20 protein-coding genes are annotated in these 19,310 nt (G+C 71.0%); 9 read left to right on the top strand and 11 right to left on the bottom strand.

The window, feature by feature from the left end:
- Positions 1 to 66: 66 nt before the first annotated feature.
- The 11 genes from ACQP1N_RS13925 to ACQP1N_RS13875 form a co-directional block, all read right to left on the bottom strand.
- Positions 67 to 1,083: a prephenate dehydrogenase gene (locus tag ACQP1N_RS13925; RefSeq protein WP_067794096.1), complete on the bottom strand. Its 1,017-nt coding sequence runs from the start codon at positions 1,081 to 1,083 to the stop codon at positions 67 to 69.
- A gap of 160 nt (positions 1,084 to 1,243) precedes the next feature.
- Positions 1,244 to 1,606 carry a chorismate mutase gene (gene aroH / locus ACQP1N_RS13920; RefSeq protein ID WP_067794076.1) on the bottom strand — a complete coding sequence of 121 codons (363 nt, stop codon included), beginning with the start codon at positions 1,604 to 1,606 and terminating at the stop codon, positions 1,244 to 1,246.
- Positions 1,607 to 1,634: 28 nt separating this feature from the next.
- A complete protein-coding gene (locus tag ACQP1N_RS13915; RefSeq protein WP_067794075.1) occupies positions 1,635 to 2,366 on the bottom strand; it encodes a pseudouridine synthase in 732 nt (243 codons plus the stop codon).
- On the bottom strand, positions 2,363 to 2,938 hold the full coding sequence (gene scpB, locus ACQP1N_RS13910; RefSeq protein WP_433231680.1) for an SMC-Scp complex subunit ScpB: 576 nt from the start codon (positions 2,936 to 2,938) through the stop codon (positions 2,363 to 2,365). The genes ACQP1N_RS13915 and scpB overlap by 4 nt, the downstream gene beginning before the upstream one ends.
- Positions 2,931 to 3,794: a segregation and condensation protein A gene (locus ACQP1N_RS13905; protein WP_433232702.1), complete on the bottom strand. Its 864-nt coding sequence runs from the start codon at positions 3,792 to 3,794 to the stop codon at positions 2,931 to 2,933. The genes scpB and ACQP1N_RS13905 overlap by 8 nt, the downstream gene beginning before the upstream one ends.
- Positions 3,795 to 3,910: 116 nt before the next feature.
- Entirely contained in the window at positions 3,911 to 4,471 is a 561-nt protein-coding gene (locus tag ACQP1N_RS13900; RefSeq protein WP_067794073.1) for a hypothetical protein, read from the bottom strand.
- Between the two features lie 128 nt (positions 4,472 to 4,599).
- Entirely contained in the window at positions 4,600 to 5,469 is an 870-nt protein-coding gene (locus ACQP1N_RS13895) for a ParA family protein (protein WP_242608688.1), read from the bottom strand.
- A 146-nt stretch (positions 5,470 to 5,615) separates the two neighbouring features.
- Positions 5,616 to 6,683, bottom strand: a complete 1,068-nt coding sequence (locus tag ACQP1N_RS13890) for a site-specific tyrosine recombinase XerD (protein ID WP_242608684.1) — start codon at positions 6,681 to 6,683, stop codon at positions 5,616 to 5,618.
- A 36-nt stretch (positions 6,684 to 6,719) separates the two neighbouring features.
- Positions 6,720 to 7,361 carry an NUDIX domain-containing protein gene (locus ACQP1N_RS13885; protein WP_433231676.1) on the bottom strand — a complete coding sequence of 214 codons (642 nt, stop codon included), beginning with the start codon at positions 7,359 to 7,361 and terminating at the stop codon, positions 6,720 to 6,722.
- Positions 7,358 to 9,091, bottom strand: a complete 1,734-nt coding sequence (locus tag ACQP1N_RS13880; RefSeq protein ID WP_067794070.1) for a CTP synthase — start codon at positions 9,089 to 9,091, stop codon at positions 7,358 to 7,360. Before ACQP1N_RS13880 ends, ACQP1N_RS13885 begins: the two co-directional genes overlap by 4 nt.
- 242 nt (positions 9,092 to 9,333) lie before the next feature.
- A complete protein-coding gene (locus ACQP1N_RS13875) occupies positions 9,334 to 11,037 on the bottom strand; it encodes a hypothetical protein (RefSeq protein WP_433231673.1) in 1,704 nt (567 codons plus the stop codon).
- A 261-nt stretch (positions 11,038 to 11,298) separates the two neighbouring features.
- Here ACQP1N_RS13875 and pip point away from each other — a divergent pair, with 261 nt between their 5' ends.
- From pip to ehuA, 9 genes are all read left to right on the top strand, one after another.
- Positions 11,299 to 12,273, top strand: a complete 975-nt coding sequence (gene pip / locus ACQP1N_RS13870) for a prolyl aminopeptidase (RefSeq protein ID WP_067794068.1) — start codon at positions 11,299 to 11,301, stop codon at positions 12,271 to 12,273.
- 574 nt (positions 12,274 to 12,847) lie between these two features.
- Entirely contained in the window at positions 12,848 to 13,294 is a 447-nt protein-coding gene (ectA, locus tag ACQP1N_RS13865; protein ID WP_242608689.1) for a diaminobutyrate acetyltransferase, read from the top strand.
- Between the two features lie 49 nt (positions 13,295 to 13,343).
- Positions 13,344 to 14,606, top strand: coding sequence for a diaminobutyrate--2-oxoglutarate transaminase (ectB, locus tag ACQP1N_RS13860; protein WP_433231670.1), 1,263 nt, complete (start codon positions 13,344 to 13,346; stop codon positions 14,604 to 14,606).
- A gap of 33 nt (positions 14,607 to 14,639) precedes the next feature.
- Positions 14,640 to 15,035 (top strand): ectoine synthase, encoded by a 396-nt coding sequence (locus tag ACQP1N_RS13855; protein WP_067794065.1) that lies wholly within the window; start codon positions 14,640 to 14,642, stop codon positions 15,033 to 15,035.
- Complete coding sequence (thpD, locus tag ACQP1N_RS13850) at positions 15,032 to 15,940, top strand: ectoine hydroxylase (protein ID WP_067794064.1); 909 nt, start codon at positions 15,032 to 15,034, stop codon at positions 15,938 to 15,940. The genes ACQP1N_RS13855 and thpD overlap by 4 nt, the downstream gene beginning before the upstream one ends.
- A 101-nt stretch (positions 15,941 to 16,041) precedes the next feature.
- Positions 16,042 to 16,935 carry an ectoine/hydroxyectoine ABC transporter substrate-binding protein EhuB gene (gene ehuB / locus ACQP1N_RS13845; RefSeq protein WP_067794063.1) on the top strand — a complete coding sequence of 298 codons (894 nt, stop codon included), beginning with the start codon at positions 16,042 to 16,044 and terminating at the stop codon, positions 16,933 to 16,935.
- A 6-nt stretch (positions 16,936 to 16,941) separates the two neighbouring features.
- Complete coding sequence (gene ehuC, locus ACQP1N_RS13840) at positions 16,942 to 17,658, top strand: ectoine/hydroxyectoine ABC transporter permease subunit EhuC (RefSeq protein WP_067794062.1); 717 nt, start codon at positions 16,942 to 16,944, stop codon at positions 17,656 to 17,658.
- Entirely contained in the window at positions 17,658 to 18,311 is a 654-nt protein-coding gene (ehuD, locus tag ACQP1N_RS13835; protein WP_067794061.1) for an ectoine/hydroxyectoine ABC transporter permease subunit EhuD, read from the top strand. Before ehuC ends, ehuD begins: the two co-directional genes overlap by 1 nt.
- A 199-nt stretch (positions 18,312 to 18,510) precedes the next feature.
- A complete protein-coding gene (gene ehuA / locus ACQP1N_RS13830) occupies positions 18,511 to 19,269 on the top strand; it encodes an ectoine/hydroxyectoine ABC transporter ATP-binding protein EhuA (RefSeq protein ID WP_067794093.1) in 759 nt (252 codons plus the stop codon).
- The last annotated feature ends 41 nt before the right edge of the window (positions 19,270 to 19,310 follow it).

The following is a 19,310-nucleotide window of genomic DNA, read 5'->3' as shown; positions in this document are numbered from 1 at the left end:
GTCGCCGCACCGGCGCAGGAATCCCCCCGGACAAGCCCCGGCGAACCAGGCTACCGGTCCCGCAGACTAGCCGGGGACCGACCAGCCGCGGGCGCGCAGCTCGGCGGCGAGCCGTTCGGCGGCCTCCGGCACCACCGACAGCTCCAGCACCCCCACCGGGCGGCCCGGCGAATGCTCGATCGTCACATCCTCGATGTTGACCTGCGCGATCCCCGCCGCCTGGAAGATCATCGCCAGCTCGCCCGGACGGTCCGGGATGACCACCTGGACGGTCGCGTAGGCGGGCTGGCGGCCGCCGTGCTTGCCGGGGATGCGGGACCGGCCCGCGTTCCCGCGCAGCAGCAGGTCCGCGACGTGCGCGGCGGCCTCCTCGCTGCCGTCGCGCAGCAGCGAGGAGGCCACCGCCAGATCGGTGGCGACGGCCTCCAGGACGTCCGCGACCGGCGCGGAGTTCGCCGACAGGATGCCGATCCACAGCCGCGGGTCGCTCGCCGCGATCCGCGTCACGTCCCGGACGCCCTGCCCGGCCAGGCCCAGCGCCACATCGTCCGCGCCGGTCAGCCGGGCCGCGACCGCGGCCGACACCACGTGCGGGGCGTGCGACACCAGCGCCACGGCCCGGTCGTGCTCGGCGGCGTCCACCTCGACCGGCATCGCCCCGCACGCCCGCACCAGCCCCGTGACGATCCGGACCGTCTCCGGCGTCGCCTCCGGGGGCGCGCACAGCGCCCACGGGCGGCCGAGGAACAGGTCGGCGCGCGCGGCGCCCGGCCCCGACCGCTCGCTTCCGGCCAGCGGATGGCCCGCCACGAACGTCGTCAGGTCGCAGCCCAGCTCGGCGGCCTGCGCCAGCGGCAGCGCCTTCACGCTCGCCACGTCGGTGTAGGCGGTCGCGAGGCCGCGCTTCTGCGCGTCCAGCAGCGTCACCGCCACCGCCGCGGGCGGCACCGCCAGCACCGCCAGGTCGGCGGGCTCCTCGTGCGCCCCGTCCGGCAGCGCCTCACCGGCGCCCAGCTCCACGGCAAGGCCCAGCGCCGCCGTGTCCCGGTCGGTCAGCAGCACCTCGGCGCCGCGCTCCCGCATGGCCAGGGCGATCGACGTGCCGATCAGCCCCGTCCCGACCACGACGATGCGCCGCGCCACCACGTCCTCACTCACGCCGCAACCCTACTGCGCCCCATGCCCTGCCTCGCTCCGCCCGGGCGCCACCGCGCCCCGCACCCTGCCTCGCTCCGCGAGGGCGCTACTGCGCGATGTCGAGCCGCAGCGCCGTGGCGCCGCGCAGGTACACGTGCTGGACGTCCGAGCGGGGGCGGTCCGTCTCGATGTGCGCCATCAGCCGGATCACCCGCGGCAGCGAACCGGGAACCCCGATCTCGGTCGCGCACAGCAGCGGCACCTCGTGGAAGCCGAGCTTGCGGGCGGCGAGCGCCGGGAACTCCGCCGTCAGGTCCGGTGTCACCGTGAAGATGACGCTGATCACGTCGTCGGTGCTCAGCCCGTTGCGGGCCATCACCTCCGAGACCAGCTCCGTCGTCGCCTCCAGGATCTGGTCCCGGTCATCGGCGTCGATCTGCGTCGCCCCGCGGACCGCGCGTACCGCCACAGTCGTCTCCTCCTCGTCTCCGGTGCCGCTACAGCCCCACGGCCTTGTACAGCTCGCCGACCTCCCGCACGGTCAGCGCCCGCATCGTGCCCGGTTTCAGCGACCCCAGCCTGATCGGCCCGAACTCTATGCGGGCCAGCTGCTGGACGGGGAACCCGGCCTCCTTCAGCAGCCGCCGCACGATGTGCTTGCGTCCCTCGTGCAGCGTGATCTCCACCAGGACGCGGCGGCCGACCTGGTCGAAGATGCGGAACCCGTCGGCCTTGGCGGGCCCGTCGTCCAGCACCACCCCGGCCTTCAGCCGCCTGCCGAGGTCACGCGGAACCGGGCCGTGGATCTCCGCCAGGTACGTCTTGGACACCCCGTAGGACGGGTGGGTCAGCCGGTGCGACAGCTCCCCGTCGTTGGTGAGCAGGATCAGGCCCTCGGTGTCGGTGTCGAGCCGGCCGACGTGGAACAGCCGCTCGGGCACCTCCACATAGTCGGCGAGGGACTTGCGGCCCCGCTCGTCCGACATCGTGGACACCACCCCGCGCGGCTTGTTGATCGCGTAGTACCGCATCTCGGCGCGGGTCTCGACGCGCTTGCCGTCCACGTGGATGACGGCGGTCCGCGGGTCGACGCGCTCGCCGAACCGGAACACCTTCTTCCCGTTGACGGTGACGCGGCCCTCGCCGATCAGCTCCTCGCAGTGGCGGCGGCTGCCGACCCCGGCCTCGGCCAGAACCTTCTGCAGCCGCACGCCCTCGTTGTCGCTCACGAATCCTCAACTATGTCTTCTGGCAGGTCATCGGGAAGATAGGGGGCGAGCTCCGGCAGCTCGTCGAGATCGCGCAGACCGAGCCGTTCCAGGAAGTACCCCGTCGTCCGGTACAGGTGCGCCTGCGACTCCGGGTCCTGCCCGGCGTCCTCGATCAGGCCGCGCAGCGTCAGCGTCCGCATGACGCCGTCGCTGTTGACGCCGCGGATCGCCGACACACGGGCACGGCTCACCGGCTGCCGGTAGGCGACGACGGCGAGCGTCTCCAGCGCGGCCTGGGTCAGCCGCGCCTGCTGCCCGTCGGTGACGAACCGCTCCACGACCGGGGCGCACACGTCCCGGGTGTAGAACCGCCATCCGCCGGCGACCTCCCTGAGATCGAACCCGCGGCCCTGCCCGGTGTATTCCGCGGCCAGTTCCCGCAGCGCCCCGGCGACCTCGGCACGGGGACGCTCCAGCAGCTGCGCGAGCGTCAGCACCGTGATCGGCTCGTCCGCCACCAGCAGAAGCGCCTCGATCGAGGCGCGCAGCCCCGGAAGCTCCGGCACACCCGCGCCGGATTGCTCACTCATCGTCGTCCTCGTCCTTCGTCTGGGCCTCGTCCTTCTTCGGGGCCCCCTCGTAGTCGTCGCCGACCTCGACGTCGCCCTCGTCGGTGCCGGTCCAGATCACGTGCAGCTCACCGAGGGGCTCGTCCTGCTCGAACGTGACGGCCCGCTCCCGGTACAGCTCCAGCAGCGCCAGGAACCGCGCGACGACCTCGAAGGCGCCCTCCGCGTCGGAGGCGAGAACGCGGAACGTCGTGCGGCGCAGCCGGCGGAGCCGCTCCACGACGATCGCTGCCTGCTCCTTGACGCTCGCCTTCGGCTGGTACATGTGCTCGACCGACACCGCGGGCGGCGCCTTCGGCGCGAGGGCCCTGGCGGCGAGCCGCGCGAACTCGTCCGGGCCGAGGCCGAGCAGCACCTCCGGCAGCAGGTTCGCGAATCTCGGCTCCATCGGCACCAGGCGCGGGAACCGGCGGCTCGCCTCCGCGATCCGGCCGGCGAGCACCTGCGCGACCTCCTTGTAGGCGCGGTACTGCAGCAGCCGCGCGAACAGCAGGTCGCGGGCCTCCAGCAGCGCCAGGTCCTCCTCGTCGTCGACCTCGCCGGACGGCAGCAGCCGCGCGGCCTTGAGGTCGAGCAGCGTCGCGGCGACCAGCAGGAAGTGGCTGGCCTGGTCGAGGTCCCACTCCCTGCCGTAGGAGCGGATGTGCGCGATGAAGTCGTCGGTGACCTTGTGCAGCGACACCTCGGTGATGTCGAGCTTGTGCTTGGAGATCAGGCCGAGCAGCAGGTCGAACGGGCCCTCGAAGTTGTCCAGGTGGACGCGGAACCCGTGCTCCTCCTCGGCCTCCCGCTCCGGCTCCGGCGACGTCTCGTCCACATCGCTCACGGTAGCGGAGAACTCCTCCCGCGCTGTGCTCACCGGCCCCATCGTCCCATGCCCGGCGCGTGCTCGCACCACGGACGATCACGAGCGGTGACGGGGGCGTCCGGCCGCTACCGCCCGGTCAGCCGGCGGGTGAGAAGCTCCGCCTCGCTGCGGGTGCCGGACCCGGCCGCCCCACCGTAGATCTCCATCGCACCTCCCGGGATGGCGCTCATCACCTGCGGAGGCTCGGAGAGGAGCGTCCCGCCGACGAGCATCCCCATCCGGCCGCTCGGCAGCCCGTCAGCGGACGCCTGGGCGGCCCTGCCGGTCAGCGCGGCCAACCCGGACCTGTCCGCCGGCGCCAGCGTCACCGACACGCTCCAGCCGGTGCGGCCGGTCGCAGGGTCGGGCGCGAGCGTCCCGACCTTCTCCAGTCTCCGCACGGTCAGCCGGTCCGCGCCGAACGTGTAGCAGGAGGACGCCCCCGCGACCGTGACCGCCGGGGCGGAGCACGGCGGGTCGGAGACCTGCTCGACCAGCGCGAACGTCAGCGGTTCCCGCAGCTCGACCGGGCCGACCGAGACGAGCGGCGCGGGGTCGCCGTCGGCGGCGGTGACGACGAGGTAGCCGACGGCGCCGCCGATCACGAGGAGGACGGTGAGGAACGCGGCGAACAGCACGACGACCATCGCGCCCCCGCTCCGCCTGGGGGCGGGCGAAGGGACGCCTGGCGGCGGATCGTACGGAAGTGGCGGGGGGTGCCCCATAGGTGCGCTCCGTGGGGGGTCAGGAGCCGCCGGACGACCTCACCCGGCGCTCATTCGGCATCGTCGGCCCATCGCACCAGGACCTCCCGCGCAAGGCTCCGGTACGCGTTCGCACCCATCGAACTGGGGTCGAAGAACGTGATCGGCTCCCCGGCGACGGTCGCGTCGGGGAAACGCACCGTCCGGTTGATGACGGTATGGAAGACCTTGTCGCCGAACGCCTCGACGATGCGGCCGAGAACCTCACGGGTGTGCAGCGTCCGCGAGTCGTACATGGTGCCGAGGACCCCGTCGATGACGAGGTCCGGGTTGATGCGGCCCTGCACCTTGTCGATGGTCTCCATCAGCAGCGCGACGCCGCGCATCGCGAAGTACTCGCACTCCAGCGGGATCAGCACGCCCTCGCTGGCCGCCAGCGCGTTCACCGTCAGCAGGCCGAGCGACGGCTGGCAGTCGATGAGGATGCAGTCGTAGTGCGGGACGGCCGACTTCAGCACCTGCTGCAGGATGTACTCCCGCCCGACCTCGTGGACGAGCTGGACCTCCGCGCCGGACAGGTCGATGTTGCTCGGCAGCAGGTCCATCCCGTCGACACCGGTCTCGATGACGACGTCCTCCCACTCGGTGTCGTGTTCGAGCAGCAGGTTGTGGATCGTCACGTCGAGCTGGCGCGGATCTCCTTTGCCGAGACCGACCGACAGGGCGCCCTGGGGGTCGAAGTCGACGAGCAGGACCCGGCGGCCGTACTCGGCGAGCGCCGCGCCCAGATTGATCGTCGTGGTGGTCTTGCCCACGCCGCCCTTCTGGTTGCAGACGGCCACGATCCGCGCGGGCCCGTGCTCGGCCGGCGGCTCCGGCTCCGGGAACACCGGAACGGGTCGCTGAGTGGGTCCGAGGGCCCGGCTCGGATCGGTCTCTATGGTGGCGGAGGAAAGGACTCCATCCGCACGGTTGGTGCTGGTCACCAGATCCCTCCCCGGCGGCCCGGAAATGCCATCCAGAACGGGGACTCTAGGGCCGTCCGTCCCCGGGCCACAAGCCGACGCGCGCCGAACGTCGCGATTTGTCAGTGTGCCGGTCCGTCCGGTTCGTCCCCTGGTGCGCCTCTCGGCGGGCCGCTCCGGGCGCGCGGATGCGACGTCGCGTAGACCTCGCGCAGCAACTGGACCGTCACCAGCGTGTACACCTGCGTGGTGGTCACGGACGCGTGCCCGAGCAGTTCCTGGACGACGCGGACGTCGGCTCCGCCGTCCAGCAGATGGGTCGCGAAGGAATGCCGCAGCGTGTGCGGGGACACCTGCGACAGCCGCGCCCGGTCGGCGGCGGCGCGCAGCACCATCCAGGCGCCCTGCCGCGACAGCCGCCCGCCGCGCGCGTTCAGGAACAGCGCCGGGCCGCCCCGTCCCGCCCCGGCGAGTTCCGGCCGCGCCCGCACCAGGTAGGCGTCCACGGCCTCGCGGGCGTAGTCGCCGATCGGCACCACCCGGGCCTTGCCGCCCTTCCCCGCGACGCGGGCGAACCCGTCCCGCAGGTCGAGGTCGTCGACGTCCAGGCCGACGGCCTCCGAGATGCGCGCCCCCGACCCGTAGAGCAGTTCCAGCAGCGCGCGGTCGCGGAGCCCGCGCGCGGTGCCGGCATCGCCGGGCGGGCCGGCCGCCGCGGCGAGCAGCCGCTCCACGTCCGCCAGGGAGATCGCCTTCGGCAGCCGGCGCGGCGGCGCCGGCGGCTTGACGTCGTGGGCGGGATCCCCGGCGGCCAGGCCCTCCCGCAGCGCGAACCGGTGCAGGCCCCGGACGGCGACGAGCGCGCGCGCCGCCGAACCCGCCGACAGCGGCGGATGGTCGTCGTCGCCCTCCCGCAGCCCCATCAGGAACGCGCGGACGTCGTCCTCGGTGATCTCGCCGATCGCCGCGCGGCCCCGCGCGTCCTGCATCTCGACGTAGCGGCGCAGGTCACGCCGGTAGGAGCTGAGCGTGTTGGCGGCCAGGCCCCGCTCGACGGCCAGATGCCCCAGATAGGCGCGCACCGCCGAGCCGAGCGCGGGACCCGCGCCCTGCGCGGTGCTCCGGGGGGACGGGGTCGGGGACAGTGCGCCACCTCTTCCGGCCGTGGACTCCGGGGACCCGCCCATCATGCCCCCTCCGGCGACCGGAGGGGGATCTCATCCGGCTCAGTCCTCGGGCGCGTCGGCGGGCCGCAGGCCCCGGAAACCGGAGTCGCGCGCCGCCCGCACCGCCAGCACCCCCATACAGGCGATCATGTTGTGCAGCTCGCCCGCCAGCACCTTGCGGACCGCGTCGTCCAGCGGCACCCACACGACCGGCATGTCGGCCTCCTCGTGGACGCGCTCGAAGCCGATCTGGTCGGCGGGCACCTCGGTGAGGCCGCGGGCCAGGAAGATCCGGACGCGTTCGTCGGTCATGCCGGGCGAGGGGAACACGTCGAGCAGCGTGTCCCAGCGCTCGGCGCGGTATCCGGCCTCCTCCAGCAACTCCCGCGCGGCGAGTTCGTGCAGCGGCTCGCCGTCCACGTCCCGCAGCCCGGCGGGCGTCTCCCACAGCAGCCGCCCCACCGCGTGCCGGTACTGGCGCAGCAGCAGCACCCGGTCGCGGTCGTCGAGGGCGAGGACGCCGACGGCGCCGATGTGCTCGACCACGTCCCGGCCGACGACCTCGGTGCCGTCGCCGTTCGGCAGCTCGACCCGGTCGCGGCGGACCCCGAACACCGGTCCCCGGAACACCGGGGACGACTCCACGACGGGACGGCGTTCGGGACGGTCGCGGACGTCGTCCACGCCGAGGCCGCCGCTCACGACGCGGTCACCGTCCCGCCCTCGCCCGCGCGGGCCTCGGCGTAGTCGAGGGCGGCGGCGATCAGGCCGGTGAACAGCGGGTGCGGGCGCGTCGGCCGGGACCGGAACTCCGGGTGCGCCTGGGTGCCGACGAAGAACGGATGCACCTCGCGGGGCAGCTCGACGTACTCGACGAGCCGGCCGTCCGGGGACAGGCCGGAGAACCGCAGCCCGGCCCGCTCCAACTGCTCGCGGTAGGCGTTGTTGACCTCATAGCGGTGCCGGTGCCGCTCGGAGACCTTCGCCTCCCCGTACAGCTCCCGCACGACCGACCCCTCGGCCAGGTCGGCGGGGTACAGGCCGAGCCGCATCGTCCCGCCCATGTCGCGTTCGCCGGCGACGACGTCGAGCTGGTCGGTCATCGTCGCGACGACCGGATGCGCGGTGGTGGCGTCGAACTCGGCGCTGCCGGCGTCGGCGAGCCCGGCGAGCGTCCGCGCCGCCTCGATGACCATGCACTGCAGGCCGAGGCAGATGCCGAGCAGCGGGATCCGGTTCTCCCGGGCGTGCCGGACGGCGCCGAGCTTGCCCTCGATGCCGCGCACCCCGAACCCGCCCGGGACCAGGACGCCGTCCACGCCGTCCAGCTCCCGCTCGGCGCCCTCGGGCGTCTCGCAGTCGTCGCTCTTCACCCAGCGGATGTGCACCTTGGCGTCGTTGCCGAACCCGCCGTGCCGCAGCGCCTCGGTGACCGACAGGTACGCGTCCGGCAGGTCGATGTACTTGCCGACCAGCGCGATCGTGACCTCGCGGGCGGGCTTGTGGACGCGCCGCAGCAGCTCGTCCCAGGCGCCCCAGTCGACGTCGCGGAACGGCAGGTCGAGCCGCCGCACCACGTACGCGTCCAGCCCTTCGGAGTGCAGCACCTTCGGGATGTCGTAGATGGACGCGGCGTCCACCGCCGACACGACGGCCTCGCGGTCGACGTCGCACATCAGGCTGATCTTGTGCTTGAGCCCGTCGGTGATCGGCCGGTCCGACCGGCACACGATCGCGTCGGGCTGGATGCCGATGGAGCGCAGCGCGGCGACCGAGTGCTGCGTCGGCTTGGTCTTCAGCTCCCCGGACGGGCCGATGTAGGGCAGCAGCGACACGTGCAGGAAGAAGCAGTTCTCCCGGCCGATCTCGTGCCGGATCTGCCGGACCGACTCCAGGAACGGCAGCGACTCGATGTCGCCGACCGTCCCGCCCACCTCGGTGATGACGATGTCGACGTCGCCGTCCTCGGCCCAGTCATTGCGGGGGGAGGACCCCCCGGCCCCCCCGGCGACCGCCATCGCCCGGATCCGGTCCTTGATCTCGTTGGTGATGTGCGGGATCACCTGGACGGTGTCGCCGAGGTACTCGCCGCGCCGCTCCTTGGCGATCACGTTGGAGTAGACCTGCCCGGTGGTGACGTTCGCGGATCCGTGCAGCTCGGTGTCGAGGAAACGCTCGTAGTGCCCGATGTCCAGGTCCGTCTCGGCGCCGTCGTCGGTGACGAACACCTCTCCGTGCTGGAACGGGTTCATCGTGCCGGGGTCGACGTTGAGGTAGGGGTCGAGCTTCTGCATGGTGACCCGGAGGCCGCGGAGGGTGAGAAGCCGTCCCAGGCTGGACGCCGTCAGCCCCTTGCCGAGGCTGGAGGCGACACCGCCGGTGACGAAGAGATGCTTGGTAGGACGCGCCCTACCAGTGGCTGCCGAAGGCAAGAAGATGCTCCCGTGGTCGTTGCGAGGCGGACGAGGCTCACTGTCCACGGGCCACCAGAATAACAAGTGCGCCGACCTAAAGAGACGTCACCGGCAGTCCCGCGCCGGGTTCACCGCCGTTTCGTCCCCGGACCCGGGCCCCGGGCCCGATCGCGGCGCCGGGGGCGCCGCGTGGGCGCGGCGACGGCCGAGGCCGCCGCGCCCAGGGTGGCAGCGGACGTCCGAGACGGCGCCGCCGGCCGCTACAGGCGGGGTGTGGCGGCGGAGGGCATGATCGTGCGGAGCTGGCGGGTGAGCTCGTCGATCAGGGAGCGGGCCTGGTCGGCGGCCTGGCGGGCGGCGTCGCGCTCCTGGGAGAGCTCGGCGATCTGGGCGCGCTGCTCGGTGACGGCCTGGGCGAGCTGGTCGACCCACTGGTCGCGTTCGGCGAGCTTCTCGGCGATGGCGTCGCGTTCGGCGGCCATCTGCCGCATGCCGGTCACCGCATTGTCGCGTTCGCGGCCGGCCTGGTCGGCGCGGCCGCGGGCGAGGGTGAGCTCGGACTCGGCGCGGGCCTGGGCCTGGACGGCGGCCTCGCGGGTCCGCTCGGCGGCCTCCCTGGCCTTGGCGCCGGCGTCGCGTTCCCGTTCGGCCTTCTTGGCGGCCTCCAGGGACTGGGCGGCGGTGTCCAGGGCCTGCTGGCGCTCGGCCTCGGCGACGTCGGCGCGGGCCACCGCCTCCTGGGCGCGGCGCTCGGCGTCCTGCGCGCGGCGCTCGGCCTCCTGCGCGCGGCGCTCGTTCTCCTGGGCACGGCGTTCGGCGACCTCGGCGCGGCGGCGTTGGTCGTCGGCCTCCTTGCCGGCGGCGACGACGGCGTGCTGGAGGTTCTGCGCGGTCATCTCGGCGTCGGTGACCTTGGCGCGCAATGCCGCCAGCTCGCCGTGCGCGGTCTCCAGCGCGCGGGACAGCTCCGCTGCCTGCTCGGCGAGGCGGTCGCGATCGGCCTCGGCGGAGCGGCGGGCGCCGGCGGCGTCCTCGACGGCGCGCAGCGCGTCGTCACGGGCCTCGCTCATGGCGTCGCGCTGCTGGATCGCCTGGCGGACGGTGGCCTCGGCCTCGGCGACCCGGCGCTCGGCCTGCTCGACCTGGGCCTGCAACTGTTCCATCTGCGCGCGCGCCTGGTCGGCTTGAGCCCGTGCCTGGTCGGCCTGGGCTCGTGCCTGGTCGGCCTGGACGCGTCCCTGCTGGGCCTGGTTCCAGGCGGCGGCGGCGTCGCGCTGCGCGTTCTCCTTCTCGGTCTGGAGCGCGCCGATCTGCGCGACGGCGTCGTTCTGGACCTCGGTGGCGCGGCGTTCGGCGTCGGCGGCCTGCCGTTCGGCCTCGACCGCACGGCGCTCGGCCTGCTCAGCCTGGCCGCGGGAACGCTGCACCTCACCCCAGGCGGCGGCCGCGTCGCGCTGCGCCGACTCCTTCTCCTGCTGGATGGCCGCGACCTGCGCGGCCGTCTCGGTCTGCGCCTCGGTGAGGCGGCGCTCGGCCTCGACGGCGCGCCGGTCGGCCTGCTCGGTCTGGCCGCGGGCGCGCTGCACCTCACCCCAGGCGGCGGCCGCGTCGCGCTGCGCCGACTCCTTCTCCTGCTGGATGGCCGCGACCTGTGCGGCGGTCTCGGTCTGCGCCTCGGTGACCTTGCGCTCCCCGGCGGCGAGCGCGTCACCGATGAGGTCGGCCATCTGGCGGAGCCGCTCGACGATGTCCCAGGGCTGGGCCTCGGGCTGCTCGACGTCGGGGCGCACCATCTCGCCTGTCGGGCCGTGCCCGCCCTGCCCCGGTTTGGCCATCTGGATGGGCTGCTGGGCGGCCGGCAGAGTACCCTCGGGCGCGCGGCCCGGGTCGCGTCCCATCGCGGGCCAGGGCTGGGCCGCGTCCGGGATGCCGCGGTCGCCGCCCGATCCGTTCAGCTCGCTCACCGTTCTCCTCGCCTCACGGCCGGGAGCCCGGTGACCGGCGTGACACCGCTCGTTCCGCCGGCCCTGCGGCTCCTCGCTTCGCTCACTGAAGGCACTCTAGTCCCGACCAGCGGAGCGTTTGCCCTGTTTGGGGTTTACTTTCTTCTCTCTCGTGCGGTGTTCTCGCACGCAGGGTGCCGGTTGGCGGCCGATGAGGAGCGCCGCACGGTGCCATGGGTCACATCCGCGCGCGGGGCGGAACAAGTGGGACAATCGCGCCTCATGGAGCTTCGCACCCTGTATCCGCCGATCGAGCCGCATGAATCCGGGCTGCTCGACGTCGGCGACGGCAATCGGATCTACTGGGAGGTCTGCGGGAACCCCGCCGGCAAGCCCGTGGTCATGGTGCACGGCGGGCCGGGCGCCGGATGCGGCCCGGCGCACCGCCGGCAGTTCGACCCGGACGCATACCGGATCGTCCTGTTCGACCAGCGCAACTGCGGGCGCAGCCTGCCGCACGCGAAGGACCCGGGGGTGTCGCTGGAGGCGAACACCACCTGGCATCTGGTCGCCGACATGGAGCGGCTGCGGGAGCACCTGGGCATCGAGCGGTGGCAGGTGTTCGGCGGGAGCTGGGGCAGCGCGCTGTCGCTGGCGTACGCGCAGACCCATCCGGAGCGGGTGACCGAACTGGTGCTGCGCGGCATCTTCATGATGCGGCCGTTCGAGCTGTACTGGTTCTACCAGGAGGGCGCCTCGCTGCTGTTCCCCGATCTGTGGGAGAAGTACGTCGAGCCGATCCCCGAGGACGAGCGGGAGGACCTCATCTCGGCGTTCCGCGAGCGGCTCGACTCCCCCGACCGGGACGTACGGATCGCGGCGGCGAAGGCGTGGTCGACCTGGGAGGGGTCGACGATCACACTGCGGCCGGACCCGGAACTGGCGGCCGGGTACGCCGACCCGGACTACGCGGTGGCGTTCGCCCGCATCGAGAATCACTACTTCATCAACGAAGGGTTCTTCGAGGAGGACCAGCTACTCAGGAACGTTGACAAGATCCGCCACATTCCGGCGGTGATCGTGCAGGGCCGCTATGACGTCTGCACGCCGGCGGCGACGGCGTGGGATCTGCACCGCGCGTGGCCGGAGGCGGAGTTCCACATCGTCGACGACGCGGGCCACGCATTCACCGAGCCGGGCATATTGCATCACCTGATCGAGGCGACCGACCGCTTCGCCGCGGCAAAGAACCAGTAAGCAGAGCCTCATAATTCGGTCGCACCACAACACGGTCGTCAGTGCGGCCGTAATGTGGCCGGGGTTCGGCGGTAACGCCGGGCCCCGGCCGGCTCGTCCGCGGCTCCGATCCGCCCCGGAGCGCGCGCGAGCGGACGACCTCGCACAACGCGACGTGACGCCCATCGCACCGGTCACGTTGACACCAAATCTGAGTGACTTACCTCACACAACCGATACACAAAAGCCCTCCTTCCCCGGCACCGGAACATTAAGCTGACATTCAGGAAGCGTCCTGTCAGGCTCTCCGGTGCACCCGGCCGTACCTCCTGCTTATCAGCGGGAAAGGCGGATCGCCGCCCGCATGGGGCTCATTCAAATTGCACCGAATTCAGCAAAGCAATTAACCCTACCCAGCTGACCGCGCCACTAAACATCCCGTAGATAACATTCCTCTGCGATCACGGCGCGCGATTCGCTAAGTTGCCTGGACATGGCAGCGCAATCCCTGGAAACACCGACTCGACGCCCCGACACGCACGAGACGAACGCGGAAGTGCAACTCCAGGAGCCGAGCCTGACCGATGGCCCAGGGCTGTGGCGGCTCGCCCGGGACTCACAGGTCCTGGACGTCAACTCGCCGTACAGCTACACCCTTTGGTGCCGCGATTTCGCGGAAACGTCCGTGGTGGCGCGCGATGCCGCCGGCGCGTGCGGTTTCATCACCGGCTACGTCCGGCCCGGTCGTTCGGACACGTTCTTCGTGTGGCAGGTCGCCGTCGACCACGACCACCGCGGCCAGGGCCTCGCCCGCCGCATGCTCGACCACCTCGCCGACCGGCTCGCCCCCCGCGGGCACCGGTACATGGAGGCCACGGTCACGCCGGACAACACCGCTTCCACCGCGATGTTCGAATCGTTCGCCCGGGACCGCGGGTGCGAGCTCGTCCGCAGCCCGCTGTTCGGCGCGGAGCACTTCCCCGAGGGGGGACACGAGCCCGAGGTGCTCTTCAGGATCGGCCCGATCGCCGACGCGAACTGATCCCGCCCACTCCCCCATCCGCTCCATCCCGACCTGTCTGGAGGCAGACATGGACGTTTTCGCCAGTCTGGAATCGGAAGTCCGCGGCTACTGCAGGGGCTGGCCCACGGTGTTCACCACCGCGCGGGGCAGCCACATGACCGACGAGAACGGTAAAACCTATCTTGATTTCTTCGCCGGTGCCGGGACGCTCAACTACGGGCACAACAACCCGCAGCTGAAACGCCGGCTGCTGGACTACCTCGCCGGCGACGCGATCGTGCACAGCCTGGACATGTACACCGCGGCCAAACGCGAGTTCCTGGAACGCTTCAAGGAGTACGTGCTGCGTCCGCGGGAGCTCGACTACAAGGTGCAGTTCCCAGGCCCCGCGGGCAACCACTCGGTCGAGGCGGCGCTGAAACTCGCCCGCAAGTACACCGGCCGGGAGACCGTCGTCAGCTTCACCAACGCCTTTCACGGGATGACGCTCGGCGCGCTCGCGGTGACCGGTAATTCGATGAAGCGCACCGGCGCCGGCGTCCCGCTCGGCCACGGGGTCGCGATGCCCTACGACAACTACCTCGACGGCCGGACGCCCGACTTCCTGCTGTTCGAGACGATGCTGGACGACAGCGGCAGCGGCCTGGACAAGCCCGCCGCCGTCATCGTGGAGACCGTGCAGGGCGAGGGCGGCATCAACGTCGCCACCGCCGAGTGGCTGCGCCACCTGCAGGACCTGTGCCGCCGGCACCACATCCTGCTCATCGTCGACGACGTGCAGATGGGCTGCGGCCGCACCGGGCGGTTCTTCAGCTTCGAGGAGGCCGGGATCGTCCCGGACATCGTCTGCCTGTCCAAGTCCCTCAGCGGCTACGGGCTGCCGTTCGCGGTCACGCTGATGAAGCGCGAGCTGGACGTGTGGGACCCGGGCGAGCACAACGGCACCTTCCGCGGCTTCAACCCCGCGTTCGTCACCGCCGTCGCCGCGCTGGAGCACTACTGGACCGGCGACGACATGGAGAAGCAGACGCTCTCCAAGGGCCAGCAGGTCCAGGCGGCGCTGGAGGAGATCGCGCTCGCGCACGCCGGCGCGATCAGCACGATCCGGGGCCGCGGCCTCGCCTGGGGCCTGGTGATGAACGACCCGGAGATGGCGTCGAAGGTGTGCGCCGAGGCGTTCGACCGCGGCCTGCTGATGGAGACGTCCGGCCCCGAGGGAGAGGTCGTCAAGCTGCTGCCGCCGCTCACCACGACCGAGGCCGAACTGGCCCACGGCCTTGAGATCATCGCGGACTCGGTCGAGGCCGTCCGCGAGAAAGTCACCGTCTGAGCCGCCGCCGGTACACCTGGAAAGAGGAGATTCATGATCGTTCGTTCCCTTGACGAGATCGTCGGCTCGGAGCGCGACGTACAGGCGCCGACCTGGTGCAGCCGCAGGTTCGTGCTGGCCAAGGAGGGCGTCGGCTTCTCCCTGCACGAGACGATCCTGTACGCGGGGACCGAGACGAAGATGTGGTACGCGAACCACATCGAGGCCGTCTACTGCATCGAGGGCCACGGGGAGCTCACCAACGACGAGACCGGGGAGAAGCACGAGATCCGGCCCGGCGTGATGTACCTGCTGGACGGCCACGAGCACCACACCTTGCGCGCGCACACGGACGTGAAGACCGTGTGCGTCTTCAACCCGCCCTGCACCGGCCGGGAGGTCCATGACGAGAACGGTGTCTACCCCCTGCTGACCGAGGAGGACGCATGAGCATCATCGAGTCCCATCCGACGCTCGACGACGCCTACCCCACCCGGAAGGCCGTCGAGGCGGCGCTGCTGTACCGGCAGGACCCGGTCGTGTACGGCGGGCCGCAGGACGGGCCGATCGACGAGGCCACCCTCGACTCGTTCGAGGCCGGCGGCTTCCTGACCGTCGACCAGCTGCTCGCGCCGGAGGAGGTCGAGGACTACCGCGCCGAGCTGCGCCGGCTGTCGTCCGACCCGGAGATCCTGGCCGACGAGCGCACGGTCACCGAGCGCGGCTCGGACGAGGTCCGCTCCATCTTCGAGGTCCACAAGATCAGTGAGGTCTTCGCCGAACTCGTCCGCGACCCGCGCGTCGTCGGACGGGCCCGGCAGATCCTCGGCTCGGAGGTGTACGTGCACCAGAGCCGGGTCAACTACAAGCCGGGGTTCACCGGCAAGGACTTCTACTGGCACTCCGACTTCGAGACCTGGCACGCCGAGGACGGCATGCCGCGGATGCGCGCGGTGAGCATATCCATCGCGCTCACCGAGAACTTCGTGCACAATGGCGGGCTAATGATTATGCCTGGTTCGCACAAGACCTTCGTGGCGTGCGTGGGAGAGACCCCGGCCGACCACTATAAGGAGTCTCTGCGGGGGCAAGAGATCGGCACCCCCGATCCCAACAGCCTCTCGATTCTGGCTGACAAGCACGGGATCGAGCTGTTCACGGGACCGGCGGGCTCCGCGACCATGTTCGACTGCAACTGCATGCACGGCTCAAATGGGAACATCACCCCGTTCCCGCGCTCCAACGTGTTCATCGTGTTCAACAGCGTGGAGAACACGTGCGTCGAGCCGTTCTCGGCGTCCGCGCCCCGGCCGACGTTCATCGGCGCGCGTGATTTCACGCCGGTCGCCGGCTGACCGGCCGGCAACAATTCGATAACCCCGACCGTTCGCCCCGCGCCCGCGGGGGCCGCGCATGGCCCCCGCGGGCGCGATGGCACACCCACAGGAGTTCAACGATGACCTCTTCGAGAAGAGACTTCCTCCGCACCGCCGTGCTGCTGTCCGCCGCGGCCCCGCTGGCCGCGGCGGGCTGCTCCACGACGGATCCGGAGGCGGAGCAGGCGGGCGGCGGCACGCTGCAGAAGGCCAAGAACGCGGGCTCCATCACGGTGGGTTTCGCGAATGAGGCGCCCTACGGTTACACCGACAAGTCCGGCAAGCTGACCGGTGAGGCGCCCGAACTGGCCCGCACCATCTTCAAGAACCTCGGCATCGATGAGATCAAGGGCGTCCAGGTCGACTTCGGCGGCCTGATCGGCGGCCTGAACGCCAAGCGGTTCGACGCGATCGCCGCCGGCATGTTCATCACGCCCGAGCGGTGCGCGTCGGCGGCGTTCGCCAACCCCGAATACGTCGCCAAGAGCGCCTTCATGGTGAAGGCGGGCAACCCGAAGGGTTTGACGACCGCCGAGGACCCGGCCAAGAAGGGTGTCACGGTCGGTGTCCTCACCGGCGCGGTCGAGGCCGGGTACGCCGAGAAGACCGGCGTGAAGAAGGGCGACATCAAGTCGTTCGCCGACCAGGCGAGCGCGTTCGAGGGCCTCAAGGCCGGGCGCATCGACTGCATCTGGCTGACCCGCATCTCGCTCGCCGACCTGCTGTCCAAGCACAAGGGCGAGGGCTTCGAGGTCACCGCGCCGTTCGTCCCGGTCATCGACGGCAAGGAGCAGCTCGGCGCCGGCGCGTTCGCGTTCCGCAAGGCCGACTCGGACCTGGTGAGCGCATGGAACACCGAACTCGAAAAGCTCAAGCAGCAGAACGGGCTGCTGCCGATCCTGCAGCCCTTCGGGTTCACGCAGGCGGACATGCCGGGCCCGGACGACACCGCGGCCAAGTTCTGCAAGGGCTGATCGCCCGTGTCCGACGTCCTCGACAGCTACCCGCAGTGGCTGGACGGCGCGTGGGTCACGGTCCGGCTCACCCTGCTCGGCGGCGCGCTGGCGCTGGTGCTCGCCCTGCTCTTCGGCATGGCGGGCACCTCGCGCCACGCGTGGGTACGGGTGCTGAACCGGGTGTACGTGGAGTTCTTCCGCGGCAACGCCACGCTGGTGCTGCTGTACTGGTTCTTCTACGCGCTGCCGCTCCTCGGCCTGCGGTTCACCACGTTGTCCGCGGCGGTGCTGGCCCTCGGCCTGAACGTCGGCGCCTACGGCGCCGAGGTGGTGCGCGGCTCGATCAACGCCGTCCCGAAGGCCCAGTACGAGGCGACGGTCGCGCTGAACTTCACCCCGTTCCAGCGGATGCGGCGCGTCCTGCTGCCGCAGGCGTTCGCGCTGATGCTGCCCCCGTTCGGCAACCTGCTCATCGAGCTGATGAAGGGAACGGCGATCGTGTCCCTGGTCGGGCTCGTCGACCTGACCCGCGTGTCGAAGAACATCCAGGGCAGCACCGGCCAGACCGTCGCGGCGTTCTCGGTCGTCCTCGTCCTGTACTTCATCATCGCGCAGGTACTGCAACTGTTCGTCCGCTACGCCGAACGCCGGGTGGACCGCATGCTCGGCCGCCGGCTGCCCAGTGAGCCGTCCCTCGAGACGGTCGCGGCGGGCGCTCCCGGAACGGGGGTGACCGGCTGATGAACTGGGACTGGCACTACTCGGGGGAGATCCTCCCCGACCTGCTGGACGGCCTGCGCTACACGGTCATCGCGACGCTGGCCGGCTATGTGATCGCGGTCGTCCTCGGCCTGGTGTGGACGCTGCTGCGCCGCACCCCCAGCAGGATCTTCAACCAGGTGATCCGGTGGATCACCGAGTTCATCCGGTCCACGCCGCTGATCCCGCAGCTGTACTTCGTGTTCTTCGTCCTGCCCGCCTGGGGCATCACGATCGGGTCGCTCACCGCGGGCATCATCACGCTCGGCCTCCACTACTCGACCTACACGGCCGAGGTGTACCGGGCCGGGATCGCCGACGTCCCGAAGGGGCAGTGGGAGGCGTGCACCGCGCTGAACCTGCCGAAGTCGCGGGTGTGGCTGGACGTGATCCTGCCGCAGGCGATCCGCCGGGTGATCCCGACGCTCGGCAACTACCTGATCGCGATGTTCAAGGACTCGCCGATGCTCCTGGCGATCAACGTCTCGGAGCTGCTGTTCTCCGCGTACAAGGTCGGCGCGAAGACGCTGCAGTTCCTGGAGCCCATCACGATAGTCGGGCTGTTGTTCGTCGTGGTCAGCGTCATATCTTCGATACTCGTCCGCCGCTTGGAGAGGCGTTATGCCACCATCTGATACAGACGAAGCCGGCCCGGGAGGAGTGGGGGATCGCCCCCCTTCCGAAATACCCGGCGCACCGAAAGCCCCGGCGCCCGGGGACGGCGGGTCCGGCTCCGCGCCGAACGTCGTCACCGAGAAAGGCGTCGCCACGCAGAAGGGCGAGGTTCCCGGGGGCGAGCAGGCGGCCGAGCTTCCGCGCGGCACCGCGCCGGGAATCCGCTTCGAGAAGGTCGTCAAGCGGTTCGGCTCCAACGTCGTGCTGCGCGAACTCGATTTCACCGTGGCGCCCGGCGAGCGCGTGACGCTCATCGGGCCGAGCGGGTCGGGTAAGACCACGATCCTGCGGTTGCTGATGACGCTGGAGAAACTGGACGGGGGCCTCATCTGGATCGGCGACGAGACGCTGTGGCATAGGGAGCGCGGCGGTAAACGCGTCCCGGCCGACCAGAAGCACCTGCACGAGATGCGCAAGCAGGTCGGCATGGTGTTCCAGCAGTTCAACCTGTTCCCCAACATGAACGTGCTGCACAACCTCACCGAGGGCCCGGTACGGGTGCTCGGCCTCTCGAAGGACGAGGCGGTCGAGCGCGCCCGCGGCCTGCTGGACATGGTGGGGCTCACCGACAAGGAGAACGCGCACCCGACGCAACTGTCGGGCGGCCAGCAGCAGCGGGTCGCGATCGCGCGGGCGCTCGCGATGCAGCCGAAGGTGCTGCTGCTGGACGAGGTCACCTCCGCGCTCGACCCCGAACTCGTCGTCGGCGTCCAGGACCTGCTGCGCGACATCGCGCGGCAGAGCGACCTGACCCTGCTGTGCGTCACCCACGAGATGGGCTTCGCCAAGGACATCTCCAACCGGGTCCTGATGTTCGACCAGGGCCAGATCGTCGAGGAGGGTCCGCCGGACCAGATCTTCGGCGAGCCCTCGGAGCAGCGCACCCGGGACTTCCTGCAGGCCGTGCTGGCATCCTGACGAGGATCTCCCGAGACCGCGGGCCATCCCGCGCGTCGCCC

The sequence above is a fragment of the Actinomadura formosensis genome, assembly GCF_050948385.1.
Taxonomy (GTDB): Bacteria; Actinomycetota; Actinomycetes; order Streptosporangiales; family Streptosporangiaceae; genus Spirillospora; species Spirillospora formosensis.
Note: the sequence above shows the minus strand (reverse complement) of the source record. Positions and strands in the feature narration are given on the sequence as shown.

Bases quoted from the DNA above. Each gene is read 5' to 3' on its own strand.
- pip (WP_067794068.1), top strand. From the start codon at position 11,299: ATGGAGCTTCGCACCCTGTATCCGCCGATCGAGCCGCATGAATCCGGG.
- scpB (WP_433231680.1), bottom strand. From the start codon at position 2,938: ATGAGTGAGCAATCCGGCGCGGGTGTGCCGGAGCTTCCGGGGCTGCGC.
- thpD (WP_067794064.1), top strand. From the start codon at position 15,032: ATGAGCATCATCGAGTCCCATCCGACGCTCGACGACGCCTACCCCACC.
- ACQP1N_RS13925 (WP_067794096.1), bottom strand. From the start codon at position 1,083: ATGCGGGAGCGCGGCGCCGAGGTGCTGCTGACCGACCGGGACACGGCG.
- ACQP1N_RS13900 (WP_067794073.1), bottom strand. From the start codon at position 4,471: ATGGTCGTCGTGCTGTTCGCCGCGTTCCTCACCGTCCTCCTCGTGATC.
- ectB (WP_433231670.1), top strand. From the start codon at position 13,344: ATGGACGTTTTCGCCAGTCTGGAATCGGAAGTCCGCGGCTACTGCAGG.
- ehuB (WP_067794063.1), top strand. From the start codon at position 16,042: ATGACCTCTTCGAGAAGAGACTTCCTCCGCACCGCCGTGCTGCTGTCC.
- ehuD (WP_067794061.1), top strand. From the start codon at position 17,658: ATGAACTGGGACTGGCACTACTCGGGGGAGATCCTCCCCGACCTGCTG.
- ACQP1N_RS13890 (WP_242608684.1), bottom strand. From the start codon at position 6,683: ATGATGGGCGGGTCCCCGGAGTCCACGGCCGGAAGAGGTGGCGCACTG.
- ACQP1N_RS13855 (WP_067794065.1), top strand. From the start codon at position 14,640: ATGATCGTTCGTTCCCTTGACGAGATCGTCGGCTCGGAGCGCGACGTA.